Annotated in this window: 14 protein-coding genes, 2 tRNA genes and 1 pseudogene; 4 read left to right on the forward strand and 13 right to left on the reverse strand. The window is 68.4% G+C overall.

Going from position 1 to position 13,386, the window contains the following annotated elements; genetic code table 11:
* Nucleotides 1-5: 5 nt before the first annotated feature.
* The 5 genes and pseudogenes from BIV24_RS14195 to BIV24_RS14205 all read right to left on the reverse strand — a co-directional run bounded on the left by BIV24_RS14195 (nt 6) and on the right by BIV24_RS14205 (nt 3,078).
* Nucleotides 6-1,199: a class E sortase gene (locus tag BIV24_RS14195; RefSeq protein WP_071366651.1), complete on the reverse strand. Its 1,194-nt coding sequence runs from the start codon at nt 1,197-1,199 to the stop codon at nt 6-8.
* Entirely contained in the window at nt 1,196-1,870 is a 675-nt protein-coding gene (locus tag BIV24_RS14200; protein ID WP_071366652.1) for an aminodeoxychorismate/anthranilate synthase component II, read from the reverse strand. Before BIV24_RS14200 ends, BIV24_RS14195 begins: the two co-directional genes overlap by 4 nt.
* The gene (locus BIV24_RS31880) at nt 1,867-2,028 is read right to left on the reverse strand and encodes a hypothetical protein (protein WP_177198717.1); all 162 of its coding nucleotides are present in this window, start codon (nt 2,026-2,028) and stop codon (nt 1,867-1,869) included. The genes BIV24_RS14200 and BIV24_RS31880 overlap by 4 nt, the downstream gene beginning before the upstream one ends.
* Nucleotides 2,029-2,080: 52 nt before the next feature.
* A pseudogene (locus BIV24_RS35370) lies at nt 2,081-2,349 on the reverse strand (sortase family protein); the annotation flags it as partial.
* 12 nt (nt 2,350-2,361) lie between these two features.
* Complete coding sequence (locus BIV24_RS14205) at nt 2,362-3,078, reverse strand: DUF881 domain-containing protein (RefSeq protein WP_071366653.1); 717 nt, start codon at nt 3,076-3,078, stop codon at nt 2,362-2,364.
* Between the two features lie 228 nt (nt 3,079-3,306).
* Here BIV24_RS14205 and crgA point away from each other — a divergent pair, with 228 nt between their 5' ends.
* Entirely contained in the window at nt 3,307-3,561 is a 255-nt protein-coding gene (crgA, locus tag BIV24_RS14210) for a cell division protein CrgA (RefSeq protein WP_071366654.1), read from the forward strand.
* Between the two features lie 295 nt (nt 3,562-3,856).
* On the opposite strand, the gene BIV24_RS14215 is transcribed toward crgA, so the two are convergent.
* Together BIV24_RS14215 and BIV24_RS14220 are read right to left on the reverse strand one after the other, a co-directional pair.
* The gene (locus BIV24_RS14215; RefSeq protein ID WP_071366655.1) at nt 3,857-4,768 is read right to left on the reverse strand and encodes a rhomboid family intramembrane serine protease; all 912 of its coding nucleotides are present in this window, start codon (nt 4,766-4,768) and stop codon (nt 3,857-3,859) included.
* A 96-nt stretch (nt 4,769-4,864) separates the two neighbouring features.
* The gene (locus BIV24_RS14220) at nt 4,865-5,398 is read right to left on the reverse strand and encodes a peptidylprolyl isomerase (protein ID WP_071366656.1); all 534 of its coding nucleotides are present in this window, start codon (nt 5,396-5,398) and stop codon (nt 4,865-4,867) included.
* Nucleotides 5,399-5,857: 459 nt separating this feature from the next.
* Here BIV24_RS14220 and BIV24_RS14225 point away from each other — a divergent pair, with 459 nt between their 5' ends.
* Nucleotides 5,858-6,556: a DUF5324 family protein gene (locus tag BIV24_RS14225; protein WP_071366657.1), complete on the forward strand. Its 699-nt coding sequence runs from the start codon at nt 5,858-5,860 to the stop codon at nt 6,554-6,556.
* 442 nt (nt 6,557-6,998) lie between these two features.
* On the opposite strand, the gene BIV24_RS14230 is transcribed toward BIV24_RS14225, so the two are convergent.
* Nucleotides 6,999-7,071, reverse strand: a tRNA-Ala gene (locus BIV24_RS14230).
* 180 nt (nt 7,072-7,251) lie between these two features.
* On the opposite strand from BIV24_RS14230, the gene BIV24_RS14235 reads away from it, so the two are divergent.
* A complete protein-coding gene (locus BIV24_RS14235) occupies nt 7,252-7,800 on the forward strand; it encodes a DNA-binding protein (protein ID WP_071366658.1) in 549 nt (182 codons plus the stop codon).
* A gap of 437 nt (nt 7,801-8,237) precedes the next feature.
* On the opposite strand, the gene BIV24_RS31885 is transcribed toward BIV24_RS14235, so the two are convergent.
* Nucleotides 8,238-8,366 carry a DLW-39 family protein gene (locus tag BIV24_RS31885; protein ID WP_003999697.1) on the reverse strand — a complete coding sequence of 43 codons (129 nt, stop codon included), beginning with the start codon at nt 8,364-8,366 and terminating at the stop codon, nt 8,238-8,240.
* A 349-nt stretch (nt 8,367-8,715) separates the two neighbouring features.
* On the opposite strand from BIV24_RS31885, the gene BIV24_RS14240 reads away from it, so the two are divergent.
* Nucleotides 8,716-9,084, forward strand: coding sequence for a DUF6344 domain-containing protein (locus tag BIV24_RS14240; protein WP_071366659.1), 369 nt, complete (start codon nt 8,716-8,718; stop codon nt 9,082-9,084).
* A 250-nt stretch (nt 9,085-9,334) separates the two neighbouring features.
* Here BIV24_RS14240 and BIV24_RS34395 read toward each other — a convergent pair whose 3' ends face one another.
* The 4 genes from BIV24_RS34395 to gyrA all read right to left on the reverse strand — a co-directional run bounded on the left by BIV24_RS34395 (nt 9,335) and on the right by gyrA (nt 13,383).
* On the reverse strand, nt 9,335-9,511 hold the full coding sequence (locus BIV24_RS34395; RefSeq protein ID WP_177198719.1) for a hypothetical protein: 177 nt from the start codon (nt 9,509-9,511) through the stop codon (nt 9,335-9,337).
* A 271-nt stretch (nt 9,512-9,782) separates the two neighbouring features.
* A tRNA-Ile gene (locus tag BIV24_RS14250) sits at nt 9,783-9,856 on the reverse strand.
* 187 nt (nt 9,857-10,043) lie between these two features.
* The gene (locus BIV24_RS14255) at nt 10,044-10,766 is read right to left on the reverse strand and encodes a DUF3566 domain-containing protein (RefSeq protein ID WP_079168258.1); all 723 of its coding nucleotides are present in this window, start codon (nt 10,764-10,766) and stop codon (nt 10,044-10,046) included.
* A gap of 19 nt (nt 10,767-10,785) precedes the next feature.
* Nucleotides 10,786-13,383 (reverse strand): DNA gyrase subunit A, encoded by a 2,598-nt coding sequence (gene gyrA / locus BIV24_RS14260; protein WP_071366661.1) that lies wholly within the window; start codon nt 13,381-13,383, stop codon nt 10,786-10,788.
* Nucleotides 13,384-13,386 lie beyond the last annotated feature (3 nt).

The following is a 13,386-nucleotide window of genomic DNA, read 5'->3' on the forward strand; positions in this document are numbered from 1 at the left end:
TGCCCTCACGAAATGAGCGCGTCCGGTTTGCCTTTGCTGCGCGGCCGTTCCTCGACCATCTTGCCCCAGACGATCAGCCGGTACTTGCTGGTGAATTCCGGCGTGCAGGTGGTCAGTGTGATGTAGCGGCCCGGTTTGGTGAAACCCGACCCCTTCGGAACGGGATCGAGGACGCTCGTGTTCGACGGTGACGTCGCCGGAAGGACCGACGCCATCTTGTAGACGTAGTACTCGTCCTGCGTCTCCACCACGACCGCGTCACCCGGCCGGAGACGGTTGATGTACCGGAACGGTTCACCATGCGTGTTGCGGTGGCCCGCGAGCCCGAAGTTGCCCGTCTTGGCGTCCGGCATCGCCGTCTTCAGGCCCCCCTCCCCGTAGTGCCCGACCATGCCCTTGTCGAGCACCGCCGGCTTGCTGATGCCCTCCGCGATCGGCACCACCACGTCCAGCTTCGGGATGTGCAGGATGGCGAAACCCTGCCCGGGCGCGAACTCCCCCGGCTCACGCTTGCCGCTCGCCCAGTCCTGCTGGAGGTGCTTGGCGGCGCTGCCTGCCTCCTGGTGCGCCCGCACGTTCGACCACCACAGCTGGTAGGTCACAAAGAGCAGCATCACCACACCGGTGGTGATGAACAGCTCGCCGAGCACCCGGCTCGCGATGACCGCCGCACCCGGCTTCCGCGCCCGTGCGGCCCGTCGGGCCTCCACACGGGACAGGGGCGCCGCCCCGGCGCTCCCAGCGGGCTTCTCGGCCGTCTGCGGCCTGCCTGCGTGCCGTCCGTGCCTCCTGGCCGCCTTGCGCCGCGCGGCCCGGCCGCCTGGCGCGGGCGGCTCACCGGCACGGTCCACGGCCCGCAGCGCCCCCCTGGCGTCCATGGCGCGCGCGACGGCCTCGCTGTCCACGGGGGCCTCGAAGGACGCGTAGCCGCCCCCCTGAGCCGGTACGTCGTACGCCGCGACGGCCACGGGGTCCTCGTACGGGGAAACCACCTCGGGCCCCTCGTACACGGGAAACACCGCCGTCGCCTCGCCCGACGGCTGCCCGTACGACGGCGGGCCGTGCCCCGCGCCCTCGTACCACTGCTGCCCCTGCCACGCGCCGGAGCCCTCGTACGGCTGCTGCCCGTACGAGACCCCGTCGTCCGCAGCGTCCCCATAGGCGGCGCCGGACTCGCGCTCGGGGCGCAGCGCGGTCACGCCGTGGCCCTGCCCACCACCGGGGCAAGCCCCGCCGACCTCGCCACGGCCCCCCGGTCACCGCACTCCACCAGCCAGTTGGCCAGCATCCGGTGGCCGTGCTCGGTGAGCACCGACTCGGGGTGGAACTGCACGCCCTCGACGGGAAGTTCACGATGCCTGAGCCCCATGATGATCCCGTCGTGCGTACGCGCCGTGACCTCCAGTTCGGCCGGCACCGTCTCCGGAACGGCGGCCAGGGAGTGGTAGCGGGTCGCGGTGAACGGGGAGGGCAGTCCGGCGAAGACGCCCTTGCCCTCGTGCTCGACCAGCGAGGTCTTGCCGTGCAGCAGCTCGGGCGCACGGTCGACGACACCGCCGTAAGCCACCTGCATCGACTGCATGCCCAGGCAGACGCCGAAGACGGGGACACCGGTCGTGGCGCAGTGCCGCACCATCTCGACGCAGACGCCCGCCTTCTGAGGGGTGCCGGGCCCGGGGGACAGCAGCACGCCGTCGAACCCTCCCCCACTCCCGGCTTCGCTCGAGCGGGAGGGGCCCCCATGGGCATGCGCGGTCGTCACCTCGTCGTTGCGCAGCACCTCGCACTCGGCGCCCAGCTGGTACAGGTACTGCACCAGGTTGAAGACGAAGCTGTCGTAGTTGTCGACGACGAGAATGCGCACACTCACTGGTTGTCCACCGTCACATCGTTGAAGGGCAGCAGCGGTTCGGCCCACGGGAAGACGTACTGGAACAGGACGTAGACCACGGCCAGCACCAGCACGGCCGACATCAGCGCCTTCACCCAAGCGTTCCCCGGCAGATGCCGCCAGATCCAGCCGTACATGCCGTCCCTTCCGTCTCACCACGGCACCGGACACACGCCGTACGCCACCAGACTAACGGCGCACAGGCGTCGATTTCCCTGCCTCCACAGGCTGTGTGGAATCGAGATGCACCCGGACGACCGGCCGGTGACCGCGCTCCCCTTCCGGATCGCGCGTGGCCGGCCGGTGTCAGACGGCGGCCCGGGCGCGTGTACCCCCCGACCACCAGGCACAGCGTCGATCACCGCGACATCCGGCGGCACGGTTTTGTGAGGGCCTTTGTCGATCCGATACGAGAACCAGGGGGTTGCGTCGGCGAGAACGACCGCGTCGCCGGGGCGCCGCTCGGCCTTCTACTGCACGGGCTTCGCGTACTGCAGATCCACCGTGCCCGAGTAGCCGGGAAGGGTCGCCGTCCCGTCCTCGGTGACTTTCCAGCCGAGGCCGTAGACGTTGACGTACACCATGTAGTTCTGGATCGCGGGCGAGGCGGCGAGCGCCTGCTGGAGCGCGTCCGGGTTCCCGATCGCGGTGATCTTGTACGGGGGTGAGTAGACGCGCCCCTGGAGGATCAGGGTGTTGCCTACGCAGCGCACGGCACTGGTGGAGATCAGCCGCTGATCCATGACCTTGATGCCCTCGGCGCCGCCCAGCCACAGCGCGTTCACCACGGCCTGCAGATCCTGCTGGTGGATGACCAGGTAGTCGGGCTGGGGCTCGGGGTAGCCGGGGAGCTTGGCGGTGGCGTTCGGCGGGGCGTCATTGAGGGTGACGGTGACGGCCTTGCCGGTGAGCGTCTGGGTGCCCACGTTCTTCTCCAGCGCCGCGAGCCGTGCCTCTTCGGCCTTGCCGGTGCCGCCGCCGGTGCGTTTGGCCAGGGCCTCGACGTCGTGGCGCAGCGCGGCGTTGGACTCGTCGAGGCGGGCGTTCTTGTGGCTGCGCTCATGAATGAGGTCGGAGAGCTTCAGCAGCGAGGAATCCGTGCGGATGTTGGTGCCCTTGGCCGTGTCGAAGCTCATGAAGAAGATCAGCCCGGCGAGGGCGAAGACGCCCGCGGTGAGCACGCGCACGGGCCGGAACCGGCGCGCGGGGGAAGGCGTGGGCTCCGTTTCCGGGGATCCGGAACCCCTCTGGAGGGTGTCGGCCGTATCGCTCACGTACCCTTATCTCCTTCGGCGCCGCGGAAGCACTACGCTAACGGACGCCCGGGGGAGTGCTCAGTGTCCCCTTGTACGCTGCCCCGGGGCCCGCCACCGTTCTCTGCGCGGCCACGCAGCGCATCGACAGGAGAGACCCTCGTGCCGAAGTCACGTATCCGCAAGAAGGCCGACTACACACCGCCGCCGTCGAAGCAGGCGACGAATATCAATCTGGGCAGCCGCGGCTGGGTCGTACCGGTCATGCTGGCCATGTTCCTCATCGGCCTTGCCTGGATCGTCGTCTTCTACGTGACCGACGGCTCCCTGCCGATCCACGCCCTGGGCAACTGGAACATCGTCGTGGGCTTCGGATTCATCGCGGCAGGGTTCGGCGTCTCCACGCAGTGGAAGTAGCGGGTCCACTCCGTCCTCGGCCGGTGCTGCCCCGGACCGCACACCGAGTTATCCACAGCCCTGTGGAGGGCGCGGTGGAAAAAGAACGACGATCTGTGGATAACTCACCGCAGCATTGACGCCGGTATGACGGAATCACCGGACCTCGCAAACCTGTTCGCCCCCTGTCCCACCTGGGAAAACTCCGGTCGGTGACAGGGGGCACGCGCGTTCTCCGTGGCATGCACAAGATCCAATTTGGACTGTGGACAACGCTGGGTACAACCTCGGGCTACGACCTGTGCTTACCCGCCACTCAGGTGAGCTGAGCGGTCCTCAACAAGGTCATGACGACCACTGCGGCCAGCACCAGCGCGCACGTCCCGTACTGGACGAGGTTCCGCCGCTCGCGGGGCGCGTGAACCATCGCGTACCCCACCACGACACCGCCGACGAGTCCACCGATGTGCGCCTGCCAGGCGATGCCGCTCAGCCCGAAGGTGATGATCAGGTTGATCGCCAGCAGCGCGATGACCGGGCGCATGTCGTAGTTGAGCCGGCGCATCAGCACGGCGGTGGCGCCGAACAGGCCGAAGATGGCACCGGAGGCGCCCAGCGAGGGCTGGTTGGGCGCGGCGATCAGATAGGTGAACGCACTGCCCGCCAGCCCGGCGGAGAAGTACAGCGCGAGATAGCGGGCGCGCCCCAGGGCCGCCTCCAGCGGGGCACCGACCCACCACAGGCTGAGCATGTTGAACAGGATGTGGATGTAGCTGCCGTGCAGGAACATCGCGGTCAGCAGCCGGTACCACTGGCCCTGCGCAATGCCCTCTATCGAGCCGAGCTGCGGAACGTAGGCGTGGCCGAGGAGTACGAACCGCTCGGTGAAGCGGTCGCCCACGGAGAGCTGGACCAGAAAGACGGCCAGATTGATGCCGATCAGCAGCTTGGTGAGCAGCCGGGGGTCGGCGGTGACGGTGCCGCCCGCGAGCGTACGGGGCCGGGAGGCGGCCGGTGAGTGGCCCGTGCCGGAGCCGCCGCGGACGCACTGCGGGCACTGGAAGCCCACTGCCGCGTCGACCATGCACTCCGGACAGATGGGGCGCTCACAGCGGACGCAGCGGATGCCGGTCTCGCGGTCCGGGTGCCGGTAGCACGTCGGCAGTTCCCGAGCGCCGTGCGGTCCCTGGTTCTGCGGGTCCTGCGGGCTGCCTGGCGCCTGCTCCATGGGGTCCTCTCACTCTCCGTACAACGGGGTGCCCCGCCCTTCCTTGTACGGATGGGCGGGGCGCTTTGTTCCCTCGTGCGGTGTGCCTCGTGAGGCTCAGCTCTCGCGGGTCTCGACGACGACGGACTCGATGACGACGTCGTTGACCGGGCGGTCCGTGCGCGGGTTGGTCTGGGTGGCGGCGATGGAGTCCACGACCTTCTGGCTGGCCGCGTCGGCGACCTCACCGAAGATGGTGTGCCTGCGGTTCAGCCAGGCCGTCTGCGCGACGGTGATGAAGAACTGCGAGCCGTTGGTGCCGGGGCCGGCGTTGGCCATGGCCAGCAGGTACGGCTTGTCGAAGGCGAGGTCCGGGTGGAACTCGTCCTCGAACTGGTACCCCGGGCCGCCGGTGCCGTTGCCCAGCGGGTCACCGCCCTGGATCATGAAACCGCTGATCACCCGGTGGAAGACCGTGCCGTCGTAGAGCTTCTTCGTGGACTTCTCGCCGGTCGCGGGGTTGGTCCACTCACGCTCGCCCTTGGCGAGCTCGACGAAGTTACGGACCGTCTTGGGCGCGTGGTTCGGCAGGAGCCGGATCTGGATGTCGCCGTGGTTGGTCTTCAGGGTGGCGTAAAGCTGCTCAGCCACGATCTGCCTTCCGTTGTCCTCTGTGACTCCCCGATCCTCGCATGGGACGGACCGTGCGTCGCCCGGCCACGACCCCTCGGCACACATCCGGTGGTGATCCCGTGGTGTGCACGAGGGAAGGGCGCCGGTTCCGGGTCCGCCGGTGGCCTGGTCAGGGATCCGGGGGGCGTGGAAGTCCGGTCGAGTCGTCCCGTCGCGGAGCGCGGCGCGGCGATCCGTGGCAGTGTCGTCGATAAAGGTCCTATCGCCCCGTATTCATCTGCTCTCGTACGTGATCGACCCATACGCGTCATCCCGATCGTCCCCCACCCGGATTCGGAGCGGATTTGCCCTGTGAAGACCCCTATGACCCGGATGCCCGCTCTCGCATGCCCGGGGGCCCTACGCGGGGCATGATCCGTAAAAGGCTGAAAAGGCCGGAAAGTCGAAATACCGTACGCCACCGAGGAGGAGGAAGCCGTGACCCGCATCGACAGCGTGCGCGCCGCGACCGGCTCGGCGAAAGACAGCGTGCTGCACGCCGCGGAAGTGGTGGCGCCCTACGCCGACACGGCCAAGGACATGGCGGCGCACTATGCGCACGAGGCACGCGTCCGCCTCGCGCCGAAGGTGTCGCAGGCCGCCGAACAGGCCCGCGTCCAATATGGCGCCTATCTCGCCCCCCGCCTGGTACAGGCCCGCACCCATGTGCCGCCCAGGGTGGATCAGGCCGCCCAGGGCGCTGCCACCTACACCCGCACGGCTGCGCGGCAGGCGGCCGAGTACTCCCGCCCGAGGATCGAGCAGGCGGTCGCCGCCGCCGGTCCCATGCGGGAGGAGGCTGCGGCCCGCAGTGCCGCGGCGTTGGCCGCGCTGCGCGGCCAGGTCACGCCGAAGCAGATCCAGCAGCTGGTGCGCCGGCAGGAGCGGCGGGACAGGGCCTGCCGCGTCGTGAAGGGCCTGGCGGTGCTGGGCGTGCTGGTCGGCGGCGCCTTCGCCGCCTGGAAGTGGTGGGACAAGCAGGCCAATCCCGACTGGCTGGTCGAGCCGCCGGCCGCGACCGAGGTCTCACAGAGCGACCGTCTGGCGTCGGTGGACGGCAGCGGGCCGAGCGCACTGGACCCCGAGATGCAGACGAAGCAGGCCGAGGACGAAGGGGGGAACGGCGACCGCCGCTGAGCCCGTTCCCGACGCCCGGACCTGACCGGGCTCCAACGACGCCGTGGGGAAGGAGACTTGACGTCTCCTTCCCCACGGCGTCGTGTCACGTGGAACCCCGCGACCTCCCTGGAATCGGCCGCTGCCATGGGAGCGTTTACGCCTTCCCCTCTCGATGACGTTTGCAACGCATGGCATGTGCGAGTTCCATGGAGACCGCCTTTACGGAATGCATCCTTTTGCTTACGCATCCTCGGACATACCGGTCCATATGGGGTCCTTCACGCCACCCCACACCACCCCCCGGCCGCACCGGACACCTGTGCGAAGGTTGCGGCGGCCTCGGACCCGCGCGTCGTTTGCGCAAAGAATTGCAACGACTGCAAAGAATCTTGTGTGACGCGGGTCACCGCACACGAAAGACCGGTCAGCCGCCACGAGGGCACCTGACCGGTCCGGGTTGTGGAGCCTAGGGGAGTCGAACCCCTGACATCTGCCATGCAAAGACAGCGCTCTACCAACTGAGCTAAGGCCCCGGAGGAGATGCGTCCGGCCGACGCGGAAGCGAGCCGCCGGGCGCTGCCGACCAGCGTACCGGGTCACCCCCGGGATCTCACAAAAAGAGGGGGGTCCCCGTGAACAACCACGCTCCGTAAGATGCTCGTCGTGGTTCGCTACAGCGAACCCGGTATTTGGGGAAGCGATGGGGAGACGCAATGGACGCCGCACAGCAGGAAGCCACCGCACGGGCGCGGGAGCTGCAGCGGAACTGGTACGGGGAGCCGTTGGGGGTGCTCTTCCGTAAGCTCATCGACGATCTCGGTCTCAACCAGGCCCGTCTTGCCGGTGTGCTGGGACTGTCCGCTCCGATGCTGTCGCAGCTGATGAGCGGTCAGCGTGCCAAGATCGGCAACCCCGCGGTGGTCCAGCGGGTACAACTGCTGCAGGAGCTGGCGGGGCAGGTCGCGGACGGCAGTGTGAGCGCCGCCGAGGCGACCGAGCGGATGGACGAGATCAAAAAGTCGCAGGGGGGCTCCGTGCTCAACAACACCACGCATTCGACGCACAGTTCGGGCGCTCCCACGGTCAAGCGGGTGGTCCGCGAGATCCAGTCGCTGCTGCGCTCGGTGGCGGCGGCCGGGGACATCATCGAGGCGGCGGACTCCCTCGCCCCGACCCATCCGGAACTGGCGGAGTTCCTCCGGGTGTACGGCGCAGGCCGCACCTCCGACGCGGTCACCCACTACCAGTCCCATCAGAGCTGATCGTTCCGGCGTCCCGACCGTCGGCGACTGTCTCACCGAGGGTCGCACGGCACCCCTGTGGCCGTCGTGAAAGGTCGTGGCGACGCTGTTGCAGCCCGAGGCCCGGCCGCGCGGTTCCGCGCCGCCACAAAGGCGCGCAGGGCGCTTGCCGCGGCCGCGGAGCGGCCTCCTGCGCCGCCCACCGCGGCCATGGCCCTGACCCATCCCGCTCCGACGGCCGGCACGGCGCCGGCGGGGCCCACGGAGGCGGGAGGCAGGGCGCCGGGCGCGGCCGGCGGTGTTCCTGACGGAAGGGGGCGACACCGCCCTCCGGCCGGAACCCGGAGCGGGCGATCCTCCCGCGAGTGCGCCCTATGCCACCGGGACAACACAAGGCCCCGACCGCAGCGGCGGTCGGGGCCTGCTCTGAACCAGTTGTCTGTGGCGTCTGTCGGAACTCACGAACCCGTGGGCACGGAGTCAGTCGCCTCCGTCCACAGATCCTGCTCGGCGCGATCCGCCTGGATCTGGCGGTACACGAGGAGCCCGCCGATGGCGGCCAGTGCGACCAGGAGAAGCTTCTTCACCGCGCGACCTCGTCTTTCCTTGACGTAGAGGACCTCTGTCGCCCGACTATACACACCGATCGATATCGATCGGTGACCTGCATCTGCTCCTCAACTCCGGCCTGGCACAGCGCATTACGGCGCACGACGACCAGAAGATGCCGCCTCGATCTCCAGGTGGTCCCACATCACAGACTGTGATGTTCGCCGCTCTCCCCTGCTTTTCCTGAGTTTTCCGGCGCTCTTACGCCCATCCGAGTGGTGTTCATCCGAAGATCAATGCGCCACGGGCGTCGGTCCACCACATCACAGCCCACATACACATCATGAGCAAAGTACGCAAATCGTCCGTACCCGAAAGTGAGGGGCCATGGCCGCGAACAAGGTCATGAAGCTGTGGACCGCCATCGTCACCGCCTTCCTTGCACTGTGCACCGCGCTCGGACTCGTCACCACGACCGCTGCGGCGGCCGTACCCCAGCCCGAGTCGGCTCGCAACAGCAGCACGCGCCTGACGCCGCCGAAGCCGAAGCCGGTGCACCGCAGAGCGGCCCGCGAACGGGCCCTGCCCCCCACGATGAAGCAACGCATCCGCGCGGAGGCCCACAACGCCTCCCCGAGCTGCCGCCACCGCCCACGCACGGACACCGCCGCAGCCGACCCACTCACCCCCTCGGTCCCCAGGCCCCGCACCGAACCCGTCATCCCTTTCAAGCGGACCCCGCGCTTCCAGCCCTGACCCGGCCCCCCGCTCCCCCCACCCGGGGGACCCGCAATACTCCACCGGCGAACTTGCGTACCAAGCCCCGCACGGCGAACGGCCCGGCACCTCAAGGTGCCGGGCCGTTGATGTTGGACTTGGCCCGTGTCACCAGCACGTCGAGGACATCCGCGACAGCCGCGGCCATACCGTCGCGTCGAGCCCGGACCGCGTTGCGCGCGGCGCCGGGGCTCCGCCGCGTGCGCCGTTCGCTGATCGCCTGTCGTGGTTATGCGGTCCCAGTGTCGTCCGCCCTCTCACCCTCCGCCTGGGACGGCTCGGTCCTGGGAACGTCCGGGTGCTGCTCCATGGCCGTACGCTCGGCTGGTTCGTCGCGCTCGCCTTCGGCCTGGGAGGGGGTGTGAGAGTACAGCCCGGCGTCGTAATCCGAGGCTCCGGTTTTCATGGTGGGCCTCCCTTGGTCACTCACCTCTCATGCTCCTCCCTGGACGGCAGCAGAGCGAGAGCAGCCGGCTCTGCGCCGCGCCCATCAAGCCGGGGCCGTACTCGGTGACCTGAAGTTCGGCTGGGGCGAGGTGCCGGCGAGAGACGGTCACGGCGCGGCGTCACCTCGTATGAACCACCTCACCGAGGCAGCCCGCACCCCACCCCAGCCCGAAACGCAGAGCGGGCGCCTCCCACCTGGGGAGACGCCCGCTCTTTGCGATCTTCATCTGTGGGGCTAACAGGATTTGAACCTGTGGCCTCATCCTTATCAGGGATGCGCTCTAACCAACTGAGCTATAGCCCCGCCGCGCTTTGCGGTGTGTCCCGCGCGCTGACTCCTGAAGATTAGCGCACGACGTGGGAAGTCCCAAAATCGATAGCCGGAGCCGGGCTACGGCCGCCCGGACATGAGTGGAGCGCACCCCTGACCGGGATGCGCTCTCAGGCCCGACGTCGCTTCGGGCCTGCGTCCGGAGGACGCCGGCGGGCGGCTACTCGTCCTCCGCCAAGGTCAGCTCGACACCGCCCACGAAGCCCGCCGAGATGTTGTAGATGAACGCACCGAGCGTCGCGAGAGCAGTGGCCAGGACGACGTCAATGACCGCGATGATCGTCGTGAAGGTCAGGACGCGCGGCAGGGACAGGAACGACTGGAGGTCGAAGCCGTTCGAGCCGTTCGCGTCGTTCGAGCCGGTGGCCTCCGAGATCGTGCCGCCGACCGTCGAGAAGACGCCCATCGCGTCCATGACCATCCACAGCACCGCCGACGCCACGATCGTGCAGATGCCGAGGGCTATGGAGAGCAGGAAGCTGACCTTCATCACCGACCACGGGTCGGCCTTCGCCACCCTCAGGCGAGCCTTGCGGGTGCGGGGTGTGGTGCGCGCGCCGGTCCGCGGACGGCGCACGGCCCCCGTCGGCGGCTTCGCCTGGTAGGCCTGCGGCGGATGGTATGGCCCCGCGGGTTGCGGCTGGCGCTCCCCCGGCAGCGGGGAGGCGGGCGACGTGTCACCCGCCGGGGCCGCTGCCGGCTGTGCGCCGGGGGCGGCCGAGCCCGCTCCAGCCGCATACTGGGTCTGCGGGCCTCGGTTCTCCGTCACAGTTCCCCCCTGGGATCCATGAAAGCCATAGGAGTTCGTCGAGTCCGTGACGAAGCCACGGCCGCCGCCGTCCGTGTCCCTACCGGTCGATCCGGCGCCCGTGGCTCCGCTCACGCTGACTCACTTCCTCGTGCTACTCGGCCGAGGGCGCCTCACCCTCGTCCGTGCCGGTGCTCGCGGCACCTTCGGCGGTCTCGTCCACGGCCTCGTCGCCGTCGACTTCCTCCGCCTCGCGTCCCGCCTCGGCGTTACGAGCGATGCCGACCACGGCATCGCGCTTGCCCAGGTTGATCAGTTGGACGCCCATGGTGTCACGGCCCGTCTCCCTGACCTCACTGACTCGTGTACGAATCACACCGCCTGACAATGTGATGGCGAGGATCTCGTCGCTCTCCTCGACCACCAGCGCGCCGACGAGTGAGCCGCGGTCCTCGACGATCTTGGCAGCCTTGATTCCGAGGCCGCCGCGACCCTGGACGCGGTACTCGTCAACGGCGGTCCGCTTCGCGTACCCACCGTCGGTGGCAGTGAACACGAACGTACCCGGTCGGACAACATTCATCGAGAGAAGCTCGTCGCTCTCGCGGAAGCTCATCCCCTTCACACCCGAGGTGGCGCGGCCCATCGGGCGCAGGGACTCGTCGGTCGCGGTGAACCGGATCGACTGTGCCTTCTTGCTGATCAGGAGCAGATCGTCCTCCGAGGAGACCAACTCGGCGCCGATCAGTTCGTCGTCCGAACCGTCCGGCATCTCCCGGAGGTTGATCGCAATGACGCCGCCGGAGCGCGGCGAATCGTAATCCTTCAGAGGCGTCTTCTTGACCAAACCGCCCTTGGTGGCGAGCACCAGGTACGGCGCGGCCTCGTAGTCGCGGATCGCGAGGATCTGGGCGATCGACTCCTCCGGCTGGAAGGCGAGCAGGTTCGCGACGTGCTGACCACGCGCGTCCCGGCCGGCGTCGGGCAGCTCGTAGGCCTTCGCCCGGTAGACGCGGCCCTTGTTGGTGAAGAACAGCAGCCAGTGGTGCGTCGTGGACACGAAGAAGTGGTCGACGATGTCGTCTTCCTTGAGCTTCGTGCCGCGCACGCCCTTGCCGCCGCGCTTCTGGGCACGGTAGTCGTCGGTCTTGGTGCGCTTGATGTAGCCGCCCCGGGTGACCGTGACGACGATGTCCTCCTCAGCAATGAGGTCCTCGATGGACATGTCGCCCTCGAAGGGCACCAGCTTGCTGCGGCGGTCGTCACCGTACTTCTCGACGATCGCGGTCAGTTCCTCGCTGATGATGCCGCGCTGGCGGATCGGCGAGGCGAGGATCGCGTTGTACTCGGTGATCTTCGCCTGGAGTTCGTCGTGCTCCTGGACGATCTTCTGGCGCTCCAGGGCGGCCAGGCGACGCAGCTGCATCTCGAGGATGGCGTTCGCCTGGATCTCGTCGATCTCCAGGAGGCTCATCAGGCCGTCGCGCGCGATCTCGACGGTGTCGCTGCGCCGGATCAGCGCGATGACCTCGTCGATGGCGTCCAGGGCCTTCAGCAGGCCGCGCAGGATGTGGGCGCGCTCCTCGGCCTTGCGCAGCCTGAAGCGCGTGCGGCGGACGACGACCTCGATCTGGTGCGTGACCCAGTGACGGATGAACGCGTCCAGGGAGAGGGTGCGCGGCACACCGTCGACGAGCGCCAGCATGTTGGCGCCGAAGTTCGTCTGCAGGTCGGTGTGCTTGTAGAGGTTGTTCAGGACGACCTTGGCGACCGCGTCCCTCTTGAGCACGATGACCAGGCGCTGACCGGTGCGGGACGACGTCTCGTCGCGGACGTCCGCGATGCCGCCGATCCTGCCGTCCTTCACCAGGTCGGCGATCTTCTGCGCAAGGTTGTCGGGATTGACCTGGTACGGCAGCTCGGTGACCACCAGGCACTGGCGGTTCTGGATCTCCTCGACCTCGACGACCGCGCGCATGGTGATCGAGCCGCGGCCGGTGCGGTAGGCCTCCTCGATGCCCTTGCGGCCCACGACCAGTGCGCCCGTCGGGAAGTCGGGGCCCTTGATGCGCTCGATGAGGGCGTCCAGCAGCTCCTCGTGCGAGGCTTCCGGGTGCTCCAGGTACCACTGGGCGCCGGCCGCGACCTCACGGAGGTTGTGCGGAGGGATGTTGGTCGCCATGCCGACCGCGATACCGGCCGAACCGTTGATCAGCAGGTTGGGGAAGCGGGACGGCAGGACCGTCGGCTCCTGGGAGCGACCGTCGTAGTTGTCCGTGAAGTCGACGGTCTCCTCGTCGATGTCGCGGACCATCTCCATGGACAGCGGCGCCATCTTGCACTCGGTGTAGCGCATGGCGGCGGCGGGGTCGTTGCCCGGGGAGCCGAAGTTGCCGTTGGAGTCCACCAGCGGCATCCGCATCGACCACGGCTGCGCGAGGCGGACCAGCGCGTCGTAGATCGAGGAGTCGCCGTGCGGGTGGTAGTTGCCCATGACGTCGCCGACGACGCGGGCGCACTTGTAGAAGCCCTTCTCGGGCCGGTAACCGCCGTCGTACATCGCGTACAGGACACGGCGGTGCACGGGCTTGAGACCGTCCCGTACGTCGGGCAGCGCACGCGAGACGATGACGGACATCGCGTAGTCGAGGTACGAGCGCTGCATCTCCGTCTCGAGCCCGACGGGCTCGATGCGGACGGTGGTCTCGCCGCCCTCTTCTTCAGGGGTGGTCGGAGTGTTCTCGTCGGCCATTGC

This window comes from Streptomyces colonosanans (assembly GCF_001866645.1).
GTDB lineage: Bacteria > Actinomycetota > Actinomycetes > Streptomycetales > Streptomycetaceae > Streptomyces > Streptomyces colonosanans.

Bases quoted from the DNA above. Each gene is read 5' to 3' on its own strand.
- BIV24_RS31880 (WP_177198717.1), bottom strand. From the start codon at position 2,028: ATGTACGGCTGGATCTGGCGGCATCTGCCGGGGAACGCTTGGGTGAAG.
- BIV24_RS14215 (WP_071366655.1), bottom strand. From the start codon at position 4,768: ATGGAGCAGGCGCCAGGCAGCCCGCAGGACCCGCAGAACCAGGGACCG.
- BIV24_RS14235 (WP_071366658.1), top strand. From the start codon at position 7,252: ATGGACGCCGCACAGCAGGAAGCCACCGCACGGGCGCGGGAGCTGCAG.
- BIV24_RS14240 (WP_071366659.1), top strand. From the start codon at position 8,716: ATGGCCGCGAACAAGGTCATGAAGCTGTGGACCGCCATCGTCACCGCC.
- BIV24_RS34395 (WP_177198719.1), bottom strand. From the start codon at position 9,511: ATGAAAACCGGAGCCTCGGATTACGACGCCGGGCTGTACTCTCACACC.
- gyrA (WP_071366661.1), bottom strand. From the start codon at position 13,383: ATGGCCGACGAGAACACTCCGACCACCCCTGAAGAAGAGGGCGGCGAG.